Origin of the sequence: Roseibium algicola, from assembly GCF_001999245.1 — a bacterium.
In the GTDB taxonomy this organism is placed as follows: Bacteria; Pseudomonadota; Alphaproteobacteria; order Rhizobiales; family Stappiaceae; genus Roseibium; species Roseibium algicola.
Genome location: NZ_CP019630.1, coordinates 269386 through 288253 on the forward strand (window position 1 = coordinate 269386; position 18868 = coordinate 288253).

At 54.4% G+C, this 18868-nt stretch carries 34 protein-coding genes and 1 tRNA gene; 13 read left to right on the plus strand and 22 right to left on the minus strand.

Features of this window, described 5'->3' with window-relative positions:
• Window positions 1-15: 15 nt before the first annotated feature.
• Window positions 16-2496: an exopolysaccharide transport family protein gene (locus B0E33_RS01240; protein WP_077290168.1), complete on the minus strand. Its 2481-nt coding sequence runs from the start codon at window positions 2494-2496 to the stop codon at window positions 16-18.
• A gap of 197 nt (window positions 2497-2693) precedes the next feature.
• Here B0E33_RS01240 and B0E33_RS01245 point away from each other — a divergent pair, with 197 nt between their 5' ends.
• The 5 genes from B0E33_RS01245 (at window position 2694) to B0E33_RS01265 (ending at window position 7615) form a co-directional block, all read left to right on the plus strand.
• Window positions 2694-3251 (plus strand): polysaccharide biosynthesis/export family protein, encoded by a 558-nt coding sequence (locus tag B0E33_RS01245; RefSeq protein ID WP_023003844.1) that lies wholly within the window; start codon window positions 2694-2696, stop codon window positions 3249-3251.
• Window positions 3252-3357: 106 nt separating this feature from the next.
• The gene (locus tag B0E33_RS01250; protein WP_228148048.1) at window positions 3358-4587 is read left to right on the plus strand and encodes a glycosyltransferase family 4 protein; all 1230 of its coding nucleotides are present in this window, start codon (window positions 3358-3360) and stop codon (window positions 4585-4587) included.
• Entirely contained in the window at window positions 4587-6194 is a 1608-nt protein-coding gene (locus B0E33_RS01255) for an undecaprenyl-phosphate glucose phosphotransferase (RefSeq protein WP_077290170.1), read from the plus strand. The genes B0E33_RS01250 and B0E33_RS01255 overlap by 1 nt, the downstream gene beginning before the upstream one ends.
• The gene (locus B0E33_RS01260; protein ID WP_077290171.1) at window positions 6191-7459 is read left to right on the plus strand and encodes an O-antigen ligase family protein; all 1269 of its coding nucleotides are present in this window, start codon (window positions 6191-6193) and stop codon (window positions 7457-7459) included. The genes B0E33_RS01255 and B0E33_RS01260 overlap by 4 nt, the downstream gene beginning before the upstream one ends.
• Window positions 7460-7538: 79 nt before the next feature.
• A tRNA-Pro gene (locus tag B0E33_RS01265) sits at window positions 7539-7615 on the plus strand.
• A 138-nt stretch (window positions 7616-7753) separates the two neighbouring features.
• On the opposite strand, the gene B0E33_RS30755 is transcribed toward B0E33_RS01265, so the two are convergent.
• The 9 genes from B0E33_RS30755 to B0E33_RS01295 all read right to left on the minus strand — a co-directional run bounded on the left by B0E33_RS30755 (window position 7754) and on the right by B0E33_RS01295 (window position 11008).
• Window positions 7754-7987: a hypothetical protein gene (locus B0E33_RS30755; protein ID WP_156912302.1), complete on the minus strand. Its 234-nt coding sequence runs from the start codon at window positions 7985-7987 to the stop codon at window positions 7754-7756.
• 17 nt (window positions 7988-8004) lie between these two features.
• Complete coding sequence (locus B0E33_RS01270) at window positions 8005-8256, minus strand: hypothetical protein (protein WP_156912303.1); 252 nt, start codon at window positions 8254-8256, stop codon at window positions 8005-8007.
• 17 nt (window positions 8257-8273) lie between these two features.
• Window positions 8274-8597 (minus strand): hypothetical protein, encoded by a 324-nt coding sequence (locus B0E33_RS01275; protein ID WP_206051402.1) that lies wholly within the window; start codon window positions 8595-8597, stop codon window positions 8274-8276.
• A gap of 13 nt (window positions 8598-8610) precedes the next feature.
• A complete protein-coding gene (locus tag B0E33_RS01280) occupies window positions 8611-9006 on the minus strand; it encodes a hypothetical protein (RefSeq protein WP_077290173.1) in 396 nt (131 codons plus the stop codon).
• A 129-nt stretch (window positions 9007-9135) separates the two neighbouring features.
• Window positions 9136-9303, minus strand: a complete 168-nt coding sequence (locus B0E33_RS30760; RefSeq protein WP_156912304.1) for a hypothetical protein — start codon at window positions 9301-9303, stop codon at window positions 9136-9138.
• A 12-nt stretch (window positions 9304-9315) separates the two neighbouring features.
• The gene (locus B0E33_RS01285; RefSeq protein WP_077290174.1) at window positions 9316-9576 is read right to left on the minus strand and encodes a hypothetical protein; all 261 of its coding nucleotides are present in this window, start codon (window positions 9574-9576) and stop codon (window positions 9316-9318) included.
• Window positions 9577-9587: 11 nt separating this feature from the next.
• The gene (locus tag B0E33_RS30765) at window positions 9588-9764 is read right to left on the minus strand and encodes a hypothetical protein (protein WP_156912305.1); all 177 of its coding nucleotides are present in this window, start codon (window positions 9762-9764) and stop codon (window positions 9588-9590) included.
• Between the two features lie 432 nt (window positions 9765-10196).
• Entirely contained in the window at window positions 10197-10391 is a 195-nt protein-coding gene (locus B0E33_RS01290; RefSeq protein WP_077290175.1) for a hypothetical protein, read from the minus strand.
• 11 nt (window positions 10392-10402) lie between these two features.
• Entirely contained in the window at window positions 10403-11008 is a 606-nt protein-coding gene (locus B0E33_RS01295) for a hypothetical protein (protein WP_077290176.1), read from the minus strand.
• A gap of 141 nt (window positions 11009-11149) precedes the next feature.
• Here B0E33_RS01295 and B0E33_RS01300 point away from each other — a divergent pair, with 141 nt between their 5' ends.
• On the plus strand, window positions 11150-11470 hold the full coding sequence (locus B0E33_RS01300) for a hypothetical protein (protein ID WP_077290177.1): 321 nt from the start codon (window positions 11150-11152) through the stop codon (window positions 11468-11470).
• A gap of 16 nt (window positions 11471-11486) precedes the next feature.
• On the plus strand, window positions 11487-11831 hold the full coding sequence (locus B0E33_RS01305) for a hypothetical protein (RefSeq protein ID WP_077290178.1): 345 nt from the start codon (window positions 11487-11489) through the stop codon (window positions 11829-11831).
• A 38-nt stretch (window positions 11832-11869) separates the two neighbouring features.
• Here the strand turns inward: B0E33_RS01305 and nusG are convergent, their stop codons facing one another.
• The 11 genes from nusG to B0E33_RS31070 all read right to left on the minus strand — a co-directional run bounded on the left by nusG (window position 11870) and on the right by B0E33_RS31070 (window position 16521).
• Window positions 11870-12403, minus strand: a complete 534-nt coding sequence (gene nusG / locus B0E33_RS01310; protein ID WP_156912306.1) for a transcription termination/antitermination protein NusG — start codon at window positions 12401-12403, stop codon at window positions 11870-11872.
• Window positions 12400-12948 carry a deoxynucleotide monophosphate kinase family protein gene (locus B0E33_RS01315; RefSeq protein ID WP_077290180.1) on the minus strand — a complete coding sequence of 183 codons (549 nt, stop codon included), beginning with the start codon at window positions 12946-12948 and terminating at the stop codon, window positions 12400-12402. Before B0E33_RS01315 ends, nusG begins: the two co-directional genes overlap by 4 nt.
• The gene (locus B0E33_RS01320; protein ID WP_077290181.1) at window positions 12945-13130 is read right to left on the minus strand and encodes a hypothetical protein; all 186 of its coding nucleotides are present in this window, start codon (window positions 13128-13130) and stop codon (window positions 12945-12947) included. The genes B0E33_RS01315 and B0E33_RS01320 overlap by 4 nt, the downstream gene beginning before the upstream one ends.
• On the minus strand, window positions 13127-13294 hold the full coding sequence (locus B0E33_RS30770; protein WP_156912307.1) for a hypothetical protein: 168 nt from the start codon (window positions 13292-13294) through the stop codon (window positions 13127-13129). Before B0E33_RS30770 ends, B0E33_RS01320 begins: the two co-directional genes overlap by 4 nt.
• Window positions 13291-13554 (minus strand): hypothetical protein, encoded by a 264-nt coding sequence (locus B0E33_RS01325; RefSeq protein ID WP_077290182.1) that lies wholly within the window; start codon window positions 13552-13554, stop codon window positions 13291-13293. The genes B0E33_RS30770 and B0E33_RS01325 overlap by 4 nt, the downstream gene beginning before the upstream one ends.
• A complete protein-coding gene (locus B0E33_RS30775; RefSeq protein ID WP_156912308.1) occupies window positions 13551-13754 on the minus strand; it encodes a hypothetical protein in 204 nt (67 codons plus the stop codon). The genes B0E33_RS01325 and B0E33_RS30775 overlap by 4 nt, the downstream gene beginning before the upstream one ends.
• Window positions 13755-14003: a hypothetical protein gene (locus B0E33_RS01330; protein ID WP_077290183.1), complete on the minus strand. Its 249-nt coding sequence runs from the start codon at window positions 14001-14003 to the stop codon at window positions 13755-13757.
• Entirely contained in the window at window positions 14000-14311 is a 312-nt protein-coding gene (locus tag B0E33_RS01335) for a hypothetical protein (RefSeq protein WP_077290184.1), read from the minus strand. The genes B0E33_RS01330 and B0E33_RS01335 overlap by 4 nt, the downstream gene beginning before the upstream one ends.
• Before the next feature lie 602 nt (window positions 14312-14913).
• Window positions 14914-15807 (minus strand): BRO family protein, encoded by an 894-nt coding sequence (locus B0E33_RS01340; RefSeq protein WP_077290185.1) that lies wholly within the window; start codon window positions 15805-15807, stop codon window positions 14914-14916.
• 13 nt (window positions 15808-15820) lie between these two features.
• Complete coding sequence (locus B0E33_RS01345) at window positions 15821-16165, minus strand: hypothetical protein (RefSeq protein WP_156912309.1); 345 nt, start codon at window positions 16163-16165, stop codon at window positions 15821-15823.
• On the minus strand, window positions 16162-16521 hold the full coding sequence (locus tag B0E33_RS31070; RefSeq protein WP_167579467.1) for a hypothetical protein: 360 nt from the start codon (window positions 16519-16521) through the stop codon (window positions 16162-16164). Before B0E33_RS31070 ends, B0E33_RS01345 begins: the two co-directional genes overlap by 4 nt.
• Between B0E33_RS31070 and B0E33_RS01350 the strand changes: the two genes are divergently transcribed.
• Both B0E33_RS01350 and B0E33_RS01355 read left to right on the plus strand, forming a co-directional pair.
• Window positions 16427-16639 carry a helix-turn-helix domain-containing protein gene (locus tag B0E33_RS01350; protein ID WP_077290187.1) on the plus strand — a complete coding sequence of 71 codons (213 nt, stop codon included), beginning with the start codon at window positions 16427-16429 and terminating at the stop codon, window positions 16637-16639. The genes B0E33_RS31070 and B0E33_RS01350 overlap by 95 nt on opposite strands.
• Before the next feature lie 65 nt (window positions 16640-16704).
• Window positions 16705-17001 carry a hypothetical protein gene (locus tag B0E33_RS01355; protein ID WP_077290188.1) on the plus strand — a complete coding sequence of 99 codons (297 nt, stop codon included), beginning with the start codon at window positions 16705-16707 and terminating at the stop codon, window positions 16999-17001.
• On the opposite strand, the gene B0E33_RS01360 is transcribed toward B0E33_RS01355, so the two are convergent.
• Window positions 16998-17360: a hypothetical protein gene (locus B0E33_RS01360; RefSeq protein ID WP_077290189.1), complete on the minus strand. Its 363-nt coding sequence runs from the start codon at window positions 17358-17360 to the stop codon at window positions 16998-17000. The two genes, B0E33_RS01355 and B0E33_RS01360, sit on opposite strands and share 4 nt — an antisense overlap.
• A gap of 280 nt (window positions 17361-17640) precedes the next feature.
• On the opposite strand from B0E33_RS01360, the gene B0E33_RS01365 reads away from it, so the two are divergent.
• From B0E33_RS01365 to B0E33_RS30790, 4 genes are all read left to right on the plus strand, one after another.
• Window positions 17641-17841: a hypothetical protein gene (locus tag B0E33_RS01365; RefSeq protein WP_077290190.1), complete on the plus strand. Its 201-nt coding sequence runs from the start codon at window positions 17641-17643 to the stop codon at window positions 17839-17841.
• A 267-nt stretch (window positions 17842-18108) separates the two neighbouring features.
• Window positions 18109-18273 (plus strand): hypothetical protein, encoded by a 165-nt coding sequence (locus tag B0E33_RS30780; protein ID WP_156912310.1) that lies wholly within the window; start codon window positions 18109-18111, stop codon window positions 18271-18273.
• Complete coding sequence (locus tag B0E33_RS30785; protein WP_156912311.1) at window positions 18273-18440, plus strand: hypothetical protein; 168 nt, start codon at window positions 18273-18275, stop codon at window positions 18438-18440. The genes B0E33_RS30780 and B0E33_RS30785 overlap by 1 nt, the downstream gene beginning before the upstream one ends.
• A gap of 168 nt (window positions 18441-18608) precedes the next feature.
• The gene (locus tag B0E33_RS30790) at window positions 18609-18779 is read left to right on the plus strand and encodes a hypothetical protein (RefSeq protein WP_156912312.1); all 171 of its coding nucleotides are present in this window, start codon (window positions 18609-18611) and stop codon (window positions 18777-18779) included.
• Window positions 18780-18868: the final 89 nt, after the last annotated feature.

The following is an 18868-nucleotide window of genomic DNA, read 5'->3' on the forward strand; positions in this document are numbered from 1 at the left end:
TCGCCAACATCTTCCTCAGGCGGCGTGCCCGTCACCGTTTCTGCGCGGCCCCGGTCCGGTTCCACCAGAAATCACGACTTCGACCTTCGCGCCGGTGTTATGTGCCAGAAGGTTGGCCGCACTTTGCAGTTCGTGGCCGTGGTCTGGCGCCGATGCTGCAATCAATACCCTGTCCGCGAAACTCAACATACGGGCACTCGCCAGTGACCCATCGATGGCGCCAAGATCGACAACGACGGTTTCATAGGTCGACTTGATTGCCTCAAGAGCGAGCTTGAAACGTTCCGAGTTCACCATTTCGTCCGTGATCTCAACCCGCCCGGCCTCAATGATATGCGCCTTTGATCCGGCATCGCGATAGACCACCTTGGCGAAAGGCGCCGTTCCGGCGACGATGTCGGAGAACCCTTCGGCCCCCTTCAGGTTGGTCTGATCGGGAAAGACTTCCATGATGAGAGAAGACTTGCCACGTCCGGCCGCCTTCCGGATCAGGTCGAAAGCGAGCTCGTGAGACAGGGCCTCATCATCGACGCTGAGAACGACAACGCGTCCCGCCGCTTCGACATCGTCCGCGTGCGTTGTCTTGAGCTGCTCTTCCCGCTTTGCTTGTCTGCTTGTCTTGCTGGCTGAAACCACAGGAACAGGAGCGACTTCCGCGCCTGGAACCTCTGTTTCGGCTTCGTTCGAACCCCGCATGTCCCCCACCCAGTCCGGGCTGACATCGTGATCGTAACCGGTCTTCATTTTGCGACCACGAAGCTTGCCGGACAGGATCCCGATGCGTCCCTTTGGCCGCTGTGTCTTTTCCGAGGCCTGGGGTTGGGGTTGGGGTTGTGGTTCCAGGGTCTGCTCAGGAACCGTTTCTTCGGTAGGTTCATCAACGCTAGCGGCTGTTTCAGGGACGCTTGGTTCCGTGTCGCGAAGCGTGTCGGCTTTGCTCCACTCGCCGGGATCGATCCTGTAGCTGGCAACGGTCTGACCGTAGCCCCCGCCCCAGCCTGGGTTTTCAGCCCGCACGGTATCCTGAGGACCTGATTGCGGCCGCTCATCCATGCGCGGTGCAACGCGCGGCCCTTCGGACGAACCATCCTGCATCCGATAGAGCGCATTGCCGTTCAGAAATTCGCGCATGAGCACAAAGGCACATCCGAGAATAAAGGTGACAAGCGCAGCAATGATGGTGCTGGCAATGATTTTGGGCGAATCCGGTTCTACCGGCACACTGGCACGGGAAATGATCCTGGCATCGGCAGGCAGAACCTGTGCACGCAAGCGGGAATCAGCTTCCTGGAAACTCAGCAGAAGCTGGTCAAGTTGCGCCGCCTTGGCATTGGCTTCGCGCTCCAGTTCCGCGAGCCTTGCCTGATCGGCGTTGGATTTTGCCGCAGCCGTCTTCAGCTCCTCAAGGCGTGCCCCAAGTGCTTTTGCGCGCTGGTCTTGCACCTTCGCATCATTTTCCAGTCCCTGCAGGATCTTGCGTGCTTCCGATCGGATTTGCCGGTCGTAATCACCAAGCTGAGATTGAAGCGCCTTCAGTTGCGGGTGGTTGGGCAACAGTGTGATTGAGAGTTCGGCAATGTTGGACTGAATTTCGACCTGACGCTCCCGCAGACGCTGAATGAGTGCGGAATTCAGCACATCGCTGGCAGTCTCGAGAGAACCGCCAGAATTCAGCAACTCGCGAATGAGGTCGGCTTTGGCCTGCGCCTCGGCCTTGGAGGACTGGGCGTCGGAGTAAGCGGTACTCGTTTCGGCAAGTTGCTGCTGGTTGAGCGGGATATTGTCAGCGCCGATCAAAAGGTCGGCCCGGGCGCGAAAATCCGATACCGCCTGCCGGGCTGCCTGAACTTCCCGGCGCAATTCGACAATCTGAGGCTCCAGCGCCGCGGAGGCCTGCTCGGTCGTCTGCCGTTTTGCGCTGGATTGAACCGACAGATACTCATCAACAATCGTATTGGCGACCTTGGCCGCCAGAACCGGACTTTCGGCGGTGTAGTCCACCGCGATCACGCGGGATCCTTCCAGCCGGTAGATTTCCAGGTTCTCGTAATAATGCTTGAGGACCCGCTCTTCCTCGCTATTGCCTTCGGTCTCGTTTCCGAACCCGACCAGAGACAGCAGGAGATTGACGAGGCTGCCATCGTCGTTGGCATCGAACTCCGGGATCGCAGCAAGGTTGAGCTTGTTCGCGACACGACGCGCCAGATCAGCGGACTTGAGCAGTTGAACCTGGCTAACAACACCTTCGCTGTCGAGCAGGGCTCGCTCTTCTTCCTGCCCTCGCGATGCACCGGGCAGATTGTCCGTGCTCTCGATGATGAGGCGCGCTTCGCCCTTGTATTTGGGTGCTACGAACTGGAGCCCCAGAAAGACGACAACGGTGACGAAGAGCGTGAGTGGAACAAGCCAGCCCAGGGATCGGCCGATCGTCCGCAACAGACCACCCAGATCCAGCGCCATATCGTCTTCGGAATGTGTCTGCCGCTCAGCATTCATCTTTTGAAACTCCAAGATACCGGCAAACTATGTCGAATTATGGTAAGCGTTCGGTTAAGCTGGTTACAGTCTCCGGGGTCGCCCTGTTAATTAATGCATGCGCAAATTTGACAGGGTGCCGGACAGGTCTTTTTTCCTCTTCACCCTCAATTAACCATAAAGCGCGATCCTGTCTCCGAATTGTAGGAGAGTCGTTGATGCGAACGAGAGCGCTTGTTGTCCTGGGCTTGTGCCTGGGCCTTGCTGCATGCAGCGGGTACAGACAGCCGCCGACAGCGTTTCACGAAACACTGACCCAGCCTTATCGCTTGGACTCAAGCGATAAGCTGCGCATTATCGTGTTCGGACAGGATGACCTGTCCAATACTTATGTCGTTGATCAAGCAGGATATATTTCCTTTCCGCTGGTCGGCAGCGTCGCCGCGCGCGGCAAGACCCAGCAAGGCCTGGCATCCGAAATTTCGGCCAAGCTGCGTCAGGGCTATATCCGCGATCCGGACGTCTCGGTGGAGGTCGATACCTATCGCCCGATCTTCGTCATGGGTGAAGTGCAAAATGCAGGCCAATATAATTACGTTGCCGGCATGACCGTTCAAAACGCCATCGCAACAGCGGGTGGTTTCAGTTCGCGGGCGCTGCAGTCAGATGTGGATATCACCCGACAGCTCAACGGTGAAATTCTAAACGGCCGTGTGCCCATTTCGGACCCGGTGCGTCCTGGTGATACAATTTACGTCCGTGAGCGTTATTTTTAGGGTCCCGCCAAGTTAACTGTGGACTCACCTCCCTTTGTTAGGGTGCAGTTTCAGTGCCCCACAGGTTCGACAAGAAACCTGGGGGTAGCAACAGGGATACTGCATCATGACAACGACCCCCATGCGGATCGTGCATTGCGTGCGCTCGCCCATTGGCGGCATTTTCCGCCATATCCGGGATCTGGCCATGTGCCAGTCGGAAGCGGGACACGATGTCGGCCTCGTATGTGACAGCAACACGGGCAGTGCTTTCGACAATCGGCTTCTTGAAGAGCTGAAGCCGAGGCTAGCTCTTGGTATTGCACGCTTTCCCATGCAACGTCAGCTGACCGTACAGGATCTGACGGCAACTGTTTCCCTTTACAAGCACATCCGGGACCTGAAACCCGACATCCTGCATGGACACGGGGCAAAAGGTGGCGCCTATGCGCGCCTGATTGGCAGCGTTCTACGCCTGCGCGGCCAGAAAGCCGCCCGCGTCTATTGCCCTCATGGCGGCAGCCTGCACTATGATCCCAATCGCTTCGAAGGCCGGGTCTACCACACGCTGGAACGGCTTCTTGGCCGCCTGACCGACGGGCTGATCTTTGTGTCCGACTATGAAGCCGCAGCCTACGAAAGCAAGGTCGGTCACACGAAAGCCCGATCGCGCATTGTCTACAACGGGCTGACACCGGACGAATTCACCCCCGTTCCGGTGGATGAAGCAGCCGCCGATTTCCTTTATATCGGAATGCTGCGAGACCTGAAGGGACCGGACCTTTTCATTGAAGCGCTTTACAACATTCGCCTGAAGAACGGCACCGCGCCCAAGGCTCACATCGTTGGTGAAGGCCCGGACGAAGAGCGGTATCGTAACATGGTGAGGAAGCTGGGGCTTGACCGCGCAATCACGTTCCATGGTGCCCTTCCCGCTCGTGAAGCCTTCAAGCTTGCCAGGAACGTCGTTGTTCCATCACGCGCCGAAGCCATGCCCTATATCATCCTGGAGACCGTGGCGGCAGAACGTCCGCTGATTGCAACACGCGTCGGCGGCATTCCGGAAATATTTGGCCGTTATGCCAATCGGCTGGTGGAACCAGGCCATATCGGCAAACTGACCACGGCCATGGAAGAAGCACTCGCAGATCCCGCCAAGATGGCTCAGCAGGCAAAAAACCTGCGCAGCTGCCTTGCAGAGACTTTCTCGGTCGACCTCATGAACGACAGAATCACCACCCTCTACCAGGAAATCCAGGGCATCGCCCCGACCGATAGCTCGACACCGGCCCAAGCTGATAGTGTTTCAGCCGTGCCGCGTGCGCAGACTGTTCTTGCCAGATCGAGCAACCGATAATGAATACCCCAGTTTTTAAACCCTCTGGTGCGGTCGAACCGAAGCCTGTTGCGGGCGGGACATCCGCTTTGGGGCACAGATTGGAAAAGCATTTCAGACATACCGTTCATGGCGCGACGGGCCAAAGCAACGTCGAGGTTCTGTCCGCCGCCAACACCAGCCTTTCGGCCGACGCCTTTGAAATTGCTCAAGGCTTAGGCGGCAAAGGCGTTTCCGTTACCGTTCTCACCGGTATGGTGCGTCTCACGGATGTACTTCTGATCGCTGGCACGGCCCTGTTCGCAGTCTTTACCAGTCCCGAAGCGGCTGGTTTCGGACTTGGCAACCTGTTTGTCACTGGCGCCGCCATCCTGTTTGCGCTCGCCTTTTTCCAGGCCGCAGACGTCTATCAGGTTCCGGTCATGCGCCAGGGTCTGTCGCAGATCGGACGCGTTGCCGCCGGCTGGACGCTCGTGTTCGCCATGTTCGCGCTTCTGCGCACTACAACAGGCATCGGCACGGAACTGTCAGATGCCTGGATCGGCGCCTGGTTCGCGATAAGCCTGACCGGCCTTTGCCTGTCACGCTTCATTGTCTATCGGCTGGTGCGTCACTGGATGAAGTCCGGTCGCCTGGAACGGCGCGCGATCATCGTCGGCGGCGGCACGGCCGCCCAGGAACTGATCCACGACCTGGAAGCCCAACCGGACAACGACATCCGCATTTGCGGTATCTTCGATGACCGGAACAACGAACGTTCGCCGCCAGTGGTAGCCGGCTATCCGAAGCTCGGCAACATCAGCGCGCTGGTCGAATTCGCCCGTCTGGCACGCATCGACATGCTCATTGTGTGCATTCCCTTGCGCGCAGAGCAAAGGGTGCTGGAGCTTTTGAAAAAACTCTGGGTTCTGCCGGTCGACATCCGGCTTTCTGCCCACACCGACAAGGTTCGCTTTCGTAACCGCGGATCGAGCTTCATCGGTACGGTCCCATTTGTCGACGTGGTCGAAAAGCCGATAGCCGATTGGGACATGGTGGCCAAGCGGATCTTTGATCTTGTCTTCGCTTCGCTCGCCATCATCACGCTGCTGCCGGTCATGATCGCCGCTGCCATCGCCGTGAAGCTGGACAGCAAGGGGCCGATCCTGTTCAGGCAGAAACGCTACGGCTTCAACAACGAGATCATCGAAGTTCTGAAATTCCGGTCCATGTACACGGAAATGGCCGATCCGGACGCCAAGAAGGTGGTGACCAAGGGCGATCCCCGCGTGACCAGGGTCGGACGCTTCATCCGCAAGACTTCGATCGATGAGTTACCGCAGCTTTTCAACGTTCTCGGCGGCAGCCTGTCACTCGTCGGGCCCCGCCCGCATGCTGTCAACGCCCATACCAACAACAAGACCTGGGACGACGTCGTTGACGGTTACTTCGCTCGGCACAAGGTCAAGCCGGGCGTGACCGGCTATGCGCAGATCAACGGCTGGCGCGGTGAAGTCGATACACCGGAAAAGATCCAGAAGCGCGTGGAGTGCGATGTCTACTACATCGAGAACTGGTCGATCCTGTTCGACCTGAAAATCCTGATCCAGACGCCCTTCCGGTTGCTCAATACGGAGAACGCCTATTGAGCCTTGCGACCGACCATTTTGGCGGCACGCCTCATGCACGCGCGCCTATCGGTCTTCAGGCCAGGAGCCTGGGCAACGGCGCACTGTGGCTTGCAGCCTTTCTGTCCGGGTTCGTTATCGAGGAGCCTGCACCTTACGAACTCTACATGGCACTGCTTTCGGTCGTCTGGCTTGCCTGCGGCCTGAAACTTCGCCGTGAATTCGGTCCGCTGATCATCTGCCTGATGCTTTACATTGCAGGCGGCGTCGCTTCCATTCCCATGGCCAAGGAGATGGGCGATGCCATCATGTACATCGCCGTTTCCGGCTTTCTGGCAATCACTGCAATCTTCTATGCTGCGATTATCGCGGAAGACCCCGGCAGGTTCAGGGTCATCCAGAGCGGCTATATCGCAAGCGCCGTGCTTGTGGCTGCCATAGGCGTTGCCGGTTACTTTCAGCTTTTCCCCGGCGCGTCCTATTTCACGCTCTACGATCGAGCTCGTGGCACTTTCCAGGACCCCAACGTGTTCGGTCCGTTCCTTGTGCTGCCGACGGTGCTTCTGATCCAGAAGCTGCTCCGGCAATCGGTGCTGCGTAACCTGCACCTATTGGTACCGCTTGCCATCCTGCTGCTCGGTGTCTTCCTGAGTTTTTCACGTGGCGCCTGGGGTGTGCTGTCTGCATCGGTGCTGCTGGTCTATTTCCTGGCGCTCGTCACCGAAAAGGCCGCTGCCCGCCGGGCGCGCCTGGTGCTGCTCGGCGTAATCGGCATTCTTGCGGTCTTCGCGCTGATCGGCGCGGCACTTTCGGTCGATACGGTCGCCGACATGTTCGCAGAACGGGCAAAGCTCGTACAAGCCTACGACGGCGCCCGCCTTGGCCGTTTCGCCCGCTACTCGCTCGGCTTTCAGCTGGTGATGGAACACCCGCTCGGGCTCGGCCCGCTGGAGTTCAACAAGTATTTCCCTGAAGACGAACACAACGTTTATCTGAAAGGCTACACGACCTACGGCTGGCTCGGCGGCTCGATCTACATTCTGATGGCGCTATGGACGTTCTGCGCGCTGGTGCCGCTCCTGTTCAAAGCCCGCCCGTGGACCGCCTTTACCCAATCCGTCTTCGCGGTGTTTACCGCGCATCTTATCCTGTCGGTGATCATCGACACCGACCACTGGCGGCACATGTATATGCTGTACGGTCTGGCCTGGGGCCTGATTGCCGCTGAAAAGCTCGGGCATGGCTGCCCTGCACGACCGGTTCCCGCCTTCCCCTACCGCAAGTAACAGATGTCTGGAAAAGCCTCCAAAGAAGCGCAACAACCTGCTTGCGCTTGGCATGCGAACAAGCTAGGTAGGGTCCGTTCGGGCAGTAGCGCAGCCTGGTAGCGCACTTCACTGGGGGTGAAGGGGTCGTCGGTTCAAATCCGGCCTGCCCGACCAACAATTTCAAAGACTTAGCTTCTTAAAATGAAGTGTTCCATGGTTCAAGTGAACCAAACACCCACAACCCAACCCCTACCAGAACAGCAAACGAGAAGTACCATAGCGTCCAGTTGTAGCGGTTCACGGGGTGGATCTTCATTTGTCGAGTTCTTTGTGCTCTGCCAATAAATTCAGCGCTGAAGCTACTATCTCAGCATCCTCGACGCTGAACGTCTCGCAAATAGATCGGTATTCAGGACCGTAATCGTGGCCAAGATCCATGTGCTTCCCATCACCGTTTAATTCCGGTATGTGAGTATCGACAACAGTCGCCTCAAAACAACAATGCGCTGATACTGAGCAATTTCGCACCTGATACCTGTCTGCCATCGTCTCGGCTCCTCAGTTTATCCGTCATTTTTCGAACTGAGCGCCCGACTTTCAAGAAAATGTGCGATTTGAACCGCACCGGTCGCTATGCGTTTTAGATCATCGGCAGAGTAGTAGACGCTGCATCCACCGCCATCTTCTGGGTCTACGTAATAGCCCTTGACCTGCTTGTGATCAGGGTTTGCAGTTGGACCAATGTTACCCAGGGCTTCGACAGCCTCTTCAACATGCGGGTCCGCTTTTACAAGTTGCTGAAAGTCCCATGCCATCGTCTCGGCTCCCTTGTTCACACGTCTTTGATTTCCAAGCCGAGCGACCGATCCTTGATCCGCACCCGGTAGGAAAGCGATAGCGTCGACCAGTCAAATTCGTCTTTGAAGTCGCCGCAGTGATAGTCCTTCGGCGTCATGATATGGCCTGCCGGTATGCTCAGAGAGCAACTTTCAATCCCCAACATGCCGATACGCTCCGTCCCAGAAACCGGAGCGTTGCGCGTGCATTCCCCGGTATGGCTATCAATGAACCGCCACCAATCGCAGCCAGCGCAGCAAGGCCCATGCTCCATATAGAAAGCGTCCAGGAACTCGCTCTTTTCGTCTTGGCTCGACACGGCCTCGGCTCCGTTATTTCTCGAACTTGTTTCTGAATGAATTCGGCACGTAGACCGTATCCTCAAACTGGAAGCACGTTCCGTCTGGCCGTGTCATCGCGCCGTCGCGCATGACAGTAGCCGTGTCAGCTTCCGGGTCCAGGAACTTCGACACCTTCCGATGCAGTGGGTGGTGCGGGATGATTGCGACGCCGTCTGCATAGTGATCTTGCGGGAAGATGTAGTCCGGCGCGAATTGAATTTTCGGCGGCGCGGGCGGCAGACCACGGGTAAGGTCATCTATGATCCGATTGAGCTTGTCGAGCGTAAACGGCTCTTGTTCCTGCGGCTCAGCAACCGTAGTTCCATAAAGAGCCTGCGTGAACATCCGGTCAATGTCTTCCCGCATCCGGTCGGCGGCGGCTTTCATCAGCTTTCCCACGGTATCCGCTCCTTCCTTGTTACAGTGATCAGGCCCCGCGTCATTCGCACCTCACGAAGCCCGCATAACGCAGACCCCGCCTGATCGTGCCCTCTACTTTCCCTCAACTCGGCTCCTTCACTTTTCGTAGAATTTCCGCATTTCCCCATCTTGTGGAGGTGTCCAGCCTGCCTTTACGAGCGCTTCCATGTTGGCAAGCCAATGCTGCGGGCAGTCGAAATCGGAACATGGTTTACCGACAAGCTTCAGCGCTCCGCATCCGGGCTTTGCACACTTCTCGCTCATGGCCTCCGCTCCTTATGAGTCACGTTTCTTTTCAATGCTGATTTTCAGCGTTGTGATGTCGTAACCGCGAGCCTCTAACTCTTCCAGGAAGCTCGGGCCGAACTCTTTGGTCAGCGGTATGTATGGTTTCAAGGACAAGGTGTTGTGGAGCAAGCGAGCATCAGCACGAGACGTGCCTTTCCCCCACACATAACAAAGATCAGGATTGCTGTCGGCAAGCTTACCCCATTGAGCTTTGATCTGACCTTCTCTTGCACGAGGCACACCCGCCATGCGTCCGCTCCTCAGTTCGACCATTCAATTTCCAAAGGCCCAACGTAGAGCCTGCGATATTCCGGCTTGCCATCCGGTCTGACAAAGGCAAGACGCCAGCGGCGATGCAGGGCAAAGAGCAGATGCCAGAACCCGCCCGACGACTTCTGCTTGAAGCCTGTTGAGACGTAGACTTTGCCGTATTTCACGCGTCCGCTCCTTTATTGACTCCGCATCATTCCCGAAGAACGCGGAATAAAAAATGCGCGCGGCTTGATCTTTCGTTGTTTGGGCCACGGCTTGAAAAGCCTTGCCTGCCAAACGCGCGCTTGTGTCTTTGTTGGCTGAGCATTGCCCCAATACCAAGGCTTCACCGAACGCAAAAACCTGTTTGGGTTCCAGATGCTTTTCACGACTGCAACTCCTTCGTTTCACCATGGCTCTTCGTTCATCACGTCTCGACAGACACTCATTTCTCGCTCAGCGTCCGCCACTGTCGTTCCGTTCATGACTTCATTAGTCATCCAGTCACAGGGACGATCTCGACGCGATTGGCAGAGGCATTCCCCGTAGAGCCCGGCACACAGACGATACGCAGCTTCCTGCTCTTCATCCGGGTCATAAACCACGGCCTCGGCTCCTTATGAGTCACGGTTGGTTTTCGATTGAGCGTTTTCCAGTTCGCGCTCAAGCGCCTCTATTTTCAGGGCTGCATCTCGCATGGTTCCAGAGATGGCCAAAGCCTCACCAATTTCAATGTTTCCGCCTAGACTGATGAGTTCAGAACCGTTGCGCAGTCTGCCCGGCAGGTTCGTGAAACGCGCGCTGTATCGCATCCTCCGCTCCTCTATTTCACCCGGCCATGTTCCCGAAGGCTGTACCAGGTCGATTGTTTGAACTTCGGAAAACGCGGATTGCCATCTTCCCCGAGAAGCGCCCGCACTGAAGCTGTGCGGCCTGCCGGGTTTCTAACCTCAGACCCATGCCACGCGGCTTGGATAAGCTGACAATCTGCGTCTGAATAATTGTGCTCTTTCGGGCGTCCTGGACCTGCCTGCTGGCGCTTATCACCGGCAAGGGCGCTGATTGCATCCTTGTACATGTCCAGCATGTCATCACCGCTCTTGCAGTTCCGGCCAGTCTCAAATTCCTGAACAACCACGCCGATTTTGCGCAGTGCGTCCGTGACTTCGTTCAGCGTCTCACGCGGCGCTCGGTCGCCCTTCTTCCGCTTCCGGTCTGCGACAAGCTCGTATCGGTAAACGCCGAGCCAATAGCCCTTGCGGAGTATAGGCGGCGCGCCTTCTTCCGTGGTGCCGATCAGGTCTTTGATACCCATTCCGCCACGCCCTTCGATGATCCATCGATCCGGGCTGTAGCCCTCTCGGATGGCCGCGGCTTTCTGCGTCTCAGCGGACAGCCGTTTCAGCGGGCGGATGTAGGCGATTTTCATTGGTGCGCGATCATTCATGAAACCTGTTTACGGCAAACCGTGTCATGTTTCTACAATTTTTAAAAATGCATGTCAATGTTTCTTGAATAATTTGGATATGCATGTTAATGATTTCTCACACTCAAGCACCGGAGAGCCAAAATGTTGTTCGACCCCGCAACTTTTTCCGCAAACGGCAAGACCGAATACGGCTATGACGTCGGCGTTGTGCAGTCTGAGAAGTTTGGTGAATTGAAAGCCGTTCGTAACAAGTACGGCGTCAGTGTTTATGGCTTCGTTGGCCGCTATCGCACATCACCTAAGCCCTGGCCTGCTCATGTGCAGATCAGCGCGGAAAACCGCGAAATGGTGCACTTTGGCCGCGACGAGCGCTCTGGCCGCTTCAACAAACACAATGCGATCAGCTTTGAGCCTGAAATCTATGCAGAACTGACCAATCCGGCGTTCTGGGAAGCTGTGTGAAGAAAGGCCCCTAACTATGAAAATGGACCGCAATATCAACGAAGGTGGCTACGGCAAGTATGCGCTGATCAAGCTGCGCAAACTAACCGATTTCATTGATCCGAGTGACCCGTTTCAGAAGGTCAACAAGGACATCGCCGACGCGCTGGAACTGCTCGAAGAGAACGGAATTTTGGATCGCGGCCTTGTCGGCACCGAAGCGGAATTCATGGTGATCCGTCTCAAGGATAAATACGCGGCAGCAGCCCTGGAGGCCTACGCAGATGCGGCCGAAAAAGATGACCCGGAATGGGCTGCCGAGATCCGCGAAATGATCCCACGCGCTGGCGAGAATTCGCCGTGGTGCAAGCGTCCCGATTAATCAGACTTGAAAGGCCCGTCATGGATCTGGTGAAACGCCTACACGACTGGACAAGCAGCAAACTGCATGACCGCAGGCTTAAGCGCTGGGGCATGACGCGCACCTGTCCTTGGTGCCTTCAGTGCGTCGAAACCGACGGCAAGCACGAGATGAAAACGTGCGAGGAAAATCCGTTCCACATGCGACCAGCTCACCCAGGCCGGTTGCTCCTGATCGATGCTGACAATCGCAACAACGCTGTCAAGCCCGACGACAACGCCTAATGGTGGCTCTGCTGGATCAAGGCCGGCCAGAACGTAGGACGTGAACAGCGGCCGCGTGAAGTCCTCCCTGCGCCGCGCCTTGCCAACCCTGCGTTCATACAGGCCATGCGGGCAATATGCGCGAATGTTCAGCTCTAGCAGATCCTCGATGGCGCGCGCTTCCATCTTTGGTCTGGTGCGCACTGCTACCCATCGCAGCATGTGAAGCGGCAGGGATGGCGCGCGGTATGGTTCAACGCGGCGTTTCTTGGCCTGCGATTGGGCGAGCCATCGGGCGCGGTCTGCTGGCGTGTATGGAGCGCTGTTCAAGCCCGCAAACTCCCGAACGTCTCGGTATGCGCACCGCTCTGCACATGATCAATGAAGCTCATCACTTGGGCGCACAAATTATCAATCGTATCGTGATTAACGACGATGAAATCCGCCTTGAAATCCATCAGCTCAGACGGATGCAAGATTGCCTCATCGTCCTCGCCGCGCAGGATTCGCACCACAATTCCGCCGACTGAGCGCACCGCGTCTGCCTCATTCGAAAAGCGCACGTCCTCGCAAACGACATCACCAGCCGGAAGGTTTTCCTTCCAAGCGTTCGTCCAGATGTCAGGAGAGATCATTTCACGACCCCATTCCGTGCCGAGCGTCTGCATGGCAAAGCGTGGCGTCTTGCCGCCGAGCAGCGACGTTGGAACTTGCTTCAGATTGCCTTCAATATGCAGATCGGACAGCCCCAAGGTCCGCAGCATGTTCTTGAGCGGATCAGCCATGCGATGGCGCTTGAAGCCGTTCTTGCTTTCCAAGTACTCGGCAACGGTTGATTTTCCGCATCCAATGCGGCCGGCAAGTCCGATGATCATGACTTTTCCCCGCGCACAATTTCATAAGTCTCAGTTGAGATTTCCGCCTTTGCGATTGACCCAACAGCTGTGAAGTCAATTCGAAGACTTTCAGCAGAAGACTTCCTGAGCGTGTCGGTGATTGCATCCATGATCTTGTTCTGATCTTGCACATCACCAATCATTTCAAGCTTGATGATCATTTCCAGCGCCTCGCTGCATACTGGCCCCAATACATCGGCCAAACGAGAAAAGACATGACGCACGCAATGACGACGCCGAGGATGTCGTTCATTTTCTTTTGAACAATCGCATGCCCGGCCGTAAACATGGCAACAATCGCCCATGCAATGAGGAACCAAGTCAAACCATCACCTCCAACGTTGCAAACTCTGCCTTGTGCAGCACTTCCGCCATCAGCCGAACGCCTGGCGGGGTATCCTTGGGAATGATCGTCGGCACCGCTTCAATCTCGGCCCTGCAAGCGATCTGCCAGCGGGTTATTGCCTCGTCTCGCGTGTTGCCTTGCGTGCAGATATCGCGATACATGCCTTGACAGATGTGCTTGCCTGTCGATGGACAGCGAAACAGCGCAACGCGAAAGGTGAGATTGGCGGGCTGCTTCATTCCACCGCCTTTGGCTTGACGTTGATGCGGTAAGTTTCTTTGCGTCCACCCAACCCGCAGCTATCAAGAAATATGTCGGCATCTCTGCGACTATCCCACAAGCCACCAAAGAAATGCTCGCCGCCTGTGACGTATACATGAACCGAACCTGGTCGAATTTCTTTATCTGAACCGAACAACGGTCTGCACATCTTCGCCACTCAAACCTCCTGACCTGACCGGCAATAAGCGCCGGCCTTGTTGCGTATCCAAAGCACGTCGCCTTGCTTCGCCTTCACACGCACAATCACGTGCTCAGCTACCCATTCATGTTGCAGCCGAGCAGTTCTGAGAAACTGCGCCAGCTCAGCCGGTGACAGGCACGTGGTTTCGTTCGTGCTTGGCGGGCGTTCGTTGCTGGCCATTGCTGGCGAGGTGAGAGCGAGAAGGACGGCGAGCGTGCGGGTCATGGCTTTGCTTCTGCCGCAAGCTGCGCCTTCGCAAGCTCAAGAAGATGGTTCCATGTCGCTACAATTATACGAGCGTGCGCGGCTGAGTTCGGACTTGGCCCCGTGTGGCAGATGATCGTTTCAGATCCTTCCAGGTAAACGCCTTGTAGTGCTGTCTCATCTGGAAGGTCGAAATTATCTCGCGTCAGGTTGAGCGTGTTTCTGAACTGATTGATATGCTCTTCATCTGATTGCGTTGCAGTCTCACCCCATTCAACTGGACCGACTGCGAGAAGACGCTCGACTATGTCATCTGGGATACGGTTCATCCCGCCACACCCTCCAAATCATTCAATTTGGTGAATATAGCATAAACGGCATTTTGGATGCAACGGCTCGACTGTATCAAATACGATATTTAATACATCACAGAAATTGATTGATTGAGCGTGATTGATCACAGAAACAGGCGGCAAAAAAACTCAGGAACTAAATAATTCCAATTTTATAAGTATCTCCAATAACTTATTACTGATAGATTAGTTTTGACCTGTTTTCAGTATAGTGAATAGGCGGAAAGTGCTTTTTGTAGGGTAAAATTACCCCTACAATAATCAAAGAGACCCCCTTCGAAAAAAAGACAGAACTAAAATATAATAAAATATATATTATAAGTTATTGATATTATTAAGTTATTTCATCTGGATTTATTGAACATTCAATTATTTGAATATATTGTATCTTATTGATTTTTATAACAAATTTCGGTTTTATTTTATTTTCAATAAATACCCTCCGAAGCCCTTTCTTGAGTGAAAAACTCCACTTTGTTTGGCGCTGCCTAAAAATTAAATACGCCTAAAAAATGTGCATCACGCAAAAGAAAACCCGCTCAAGGCGGGTTCAAAAGTCCGATATTGGTGCCTGATATCTATCCAATCCAGGTCAAGACAATTGATGGTCTACCCTTCTTACCTTCGTTCCTGTTCTCTCTTTTGATCAGGTTTTCAGATTCCAGATCAGAAAGAATGATGTTTCGTTCTTCGGCAGTAAGACCTTGCATACCACGTGATAGCTCACGCTCAGAGCATGGACTGCGCCGGATTAGAAAGCTCTTGACGAGTTCTCTTTGTATGTCTGAAGTAACCACAACGCTCTTCTCTGCTCGCTTCAGTCTCGTGCCTTTCCAGACGAGCCATGTGACGTCATTCGGCCTTTTGAAGCCAATCGGCCCCTTCCCTTTGAAGCGGTTAATTGTTCCCTTCAGAACCTCACCTCGCACGATGGCGCGTCTTTCTTCCGCATCCAATTCCGGAAACATTTTGAACAGCTCCCGTTCATGTATCGCGCCAGCTTCGCTGATGACATTTCTAATACGCCTTACGGGGTCATGCGCATCTTCTGGCTCAACAATGCCAGCAAGCTTACGTCTACGACGATCCTGCTCCGGCGTTTTTTGCTTTCTCTCATAATCCGAAAATGCGTCTATCAAAAGGCTCATGCCTTCCGGGTACTTGTGCAGGTCCTCAGTTGGTGCGCCATTCGAATAAAACCACTCATTGAATTTTCTGAACTTCTCAGATTTCCCATCGGCAGCAGATAATACAACAGCATGAGGGCTTAAATGGGTGAGACTATGCACACCATTACCCGTCTTGTTTTTCAACCGCATCTTGTCTTTTTCATTAAAGAGCGAGGCAATATATACATGATTGCCATATCCAGTCGCCTCGCAAACATCCTTCGCGACTGCCCATATCTGCCCGTCATGGACGGCTGTCCTAATATGTTCATTTTCTGCAAGGTATTTCATCAGATCATTCATACCGTATCTCCTGTTAGGCAAATTCAGGCAGAGACAGAAGGCGTTTTGCGTCCTTGGCTGCGGACAACAAAACTTCTTCATTCATCAGGTCATCAAACTCGATTGTGCCGATGTAGACCTTGATTGCGATGTCTCTGGCGTCTTCAGCCGGCGTGCTGATCGCTTCATCAAATACGGCTTTGAGCGCGGTTTGATCCGGGCTTTCCATGCCTGCGTTATAATCAGCCATGATCTGCGACCATGCAGCGTCAGCGCGGTTCTTGAGTGCCTGCAACGCCGTTGCTGTTGCCTGCGTTGATGTAAAGCCAGCAGTCATGGCAAGCATACTGCCGCGTGTGAAATCTCGACGGTTCATCATGCGTCCTCCAATACCTTGACAGCAGCGCCGCCAGACAACTTTGGCAGCTTTGGTGCAGGGATTGCATAAGCGTTGCCGTTGTCGCGCTCTGCGCGCTCGAAAGCTGCACGCAGCGCCGGGTTTTTGAACATCGAGGAAAGAGATTGTGCCTGGTATGCCATTTTTGATATTTCCCGTGTTGACTTTCCGTCTTGCGATGAAATATACATAAATGGTGCAACATTGCATGTCAACATCATTAGTGCGATATAGGCAAAAAAAGTGCTATCACCAAGAGAATGTAAGGCAGCAAGAGCCGGCCTTGATTGGTCGCGTGATGAGCTTGCGGAAAAATCAGGCGTTGGAAAGCGCACCATCGTTGACTTCGAAAACGGTGCGCGTGAACCAATAAACGCAACAAAACTTGCTTTAAAATCAGCGCTTGAAGCTGGTGGAGCAAAATTCGAGACCGGGATGGTATGCGTTCCGATCTAAGTATCTGGACATATTTCAAATTGTCTGATTGAAATAATTCAATTCAACGTTGTCAGGATTGACATATGGCTACCGTTATCAGAACCACAAAGCGCAAGCGCGGAATCTTCGGCACTATCATGTGGTGGCTGTTTCTAGCCTTCAACGCAATCATGCTGATTTTTACCGGATTGATTGTTTATGGCGGCGGATCTGCCGTTACCAATACGCAAGACGCAGCAGAGCAAGCCGGAGCCGTTATCGGCACCGGGATTGGCGTTAGCATCATGATAAGCGCGTGGCTGACAGGAAGCCTTATCCTGGGTTTGATTGTTGCCCTGACGCGCGGTAAGGAAGTGACGGTAGAAAGAACCGTCGATTAATTCTCACACGAATAAACGTGCTCATACTGCCCATAGATCACCTTGCGCGTGTCTGTGATCGTGCACGTGCGACCGGTCGATGCGATATAGGCTTTTGCCATTTCCTGATGCTGCAAGCCTTCCGGCAACGTTTGAGCAATACCAAGCGTAAGGCCGCTTGCCGCTCCTGCTGACGCGCCTTTGCCGATAGACGGCGTTGTCATCATCTTGCCTTCTGCCGGCTTGTCAAAGATGCGCCAATTATCGCCATCGTACTCAAAGCGCATGACCGGCGTGCCTTCATACTTCATCGCGTCGGAAACGCTCTGACAGCCTGCCAATATGGCAAGCGCTGCAATTGGAACAAATCTGGAAATCATGTTCACCCCCTAAAGAGGTGCGATGCTAAACGGCGCGCGATGATTGCGCAAGCTGGCCGATTTCCGCCAATCCTAAATAATATCAAAAATGATATTTTTATCTCTTGACTGGCCGTCATAATATCAATTATGCTATTTTCTATAGCTTGAACGATACATCCAGGAGCCGGCCATGTAGTGCGACGGGCAAACATAAGGCGGCGCACATCGCAATTGCCGCCAGCCCCACAGAAAGCATCCGTGCGGTGCTTTGTGTCGGACTGAAAGAAAGGAATGAACGATGGCAGGACTCGTGATCATACCCGAAAGCATGGAACAAGCGATGAAGCGCGACTTGGACAGGCTTCGCGACAGCCTCCCCGAAAATGAGCGCGAGGCGTTCGAAGCAGAGCGCCACATCCACCGCCAGACGATCATCGATCACTTCGCGGAATACGGGTCTTACCCCGAGATTGGCGGCGTAGAAAAGGCCGTCGCCTAACCCCTCCCGAACTTGGCCGGTCGGCGGACCTTTAGACCGGAGCGGTCTGTTTTGTCGGACTGAAAGGACACCAGATGAAAGACGAACGATGGTCCGCGTATGAGGAATACGACGAAGGGCGAATTGGAAGCATTGGAATGCACGGCCTCAAAAGTAGGCAGGAGGCAATTGAATGGCTGACCAAGTGCTTTGACTGGAAGCGCTGCTGGTACAAGAAGCCATCTTGGCGCATCGAATGCCGCAAAAACTGAAAGAAAGGACAACCCGATGACCGGACAGGAAGCCTACGAGGAAGACGTGCGCAGATGCCCGCTCTATCCCCACAATGGAAAGCCACGCCCGCAATGGGATGACCTTTCCGACCTGATCAAAAGCACGTGGAACAAATACCCGGATCCGCGTGAATATGCGAACAAGAGGAAGACCGCCTGATGCAATATCTCCTGATTATCGTCACGTTGTCCGGCGCGTTTCAGATCGAGCGCGTGCACGACGACAAGCCGGCCTGCATTGAACAGCTCAAGAGCCAGGTCCATAACAAGACGCGCACCGGCTGGATGTGCAAGCCGTTCAAATATGAGCCTGCCAAACAGCGCTAACACCTCCCAGATCCTCCCCAACTTACGGACTGATATGCTCGCGCATATCGGTCCTTTCTTTTGATGTGCCAGGACGCATAAAAAAATATCGTTTTTGCTATTTTCCCCATTGACACGCATACAAATTATTTGTACGTTAGAGACATCAAGAGCATAGGAGATAGAGAAATGACCGACGTTAAATCCGCAACACTCAAAAAGAATGGAAAAGAAATTGAAATTTTTGTCGGGCAGATGGAAGAAAATTGCTATGGCGATCTTCGCTACGTTGCATGCAAGCAGCCTGATATGAAATACACCTTCTACGCCGATCCTGATTTCGTCACTATCAATGAGTGACCTAACAAAAGACGCCATGTATTGGGCCGATATCGGTGACAACCGGGTTGGCCCAATCATCCGCGAACTTATAGAAGCTTTGGCAGAAA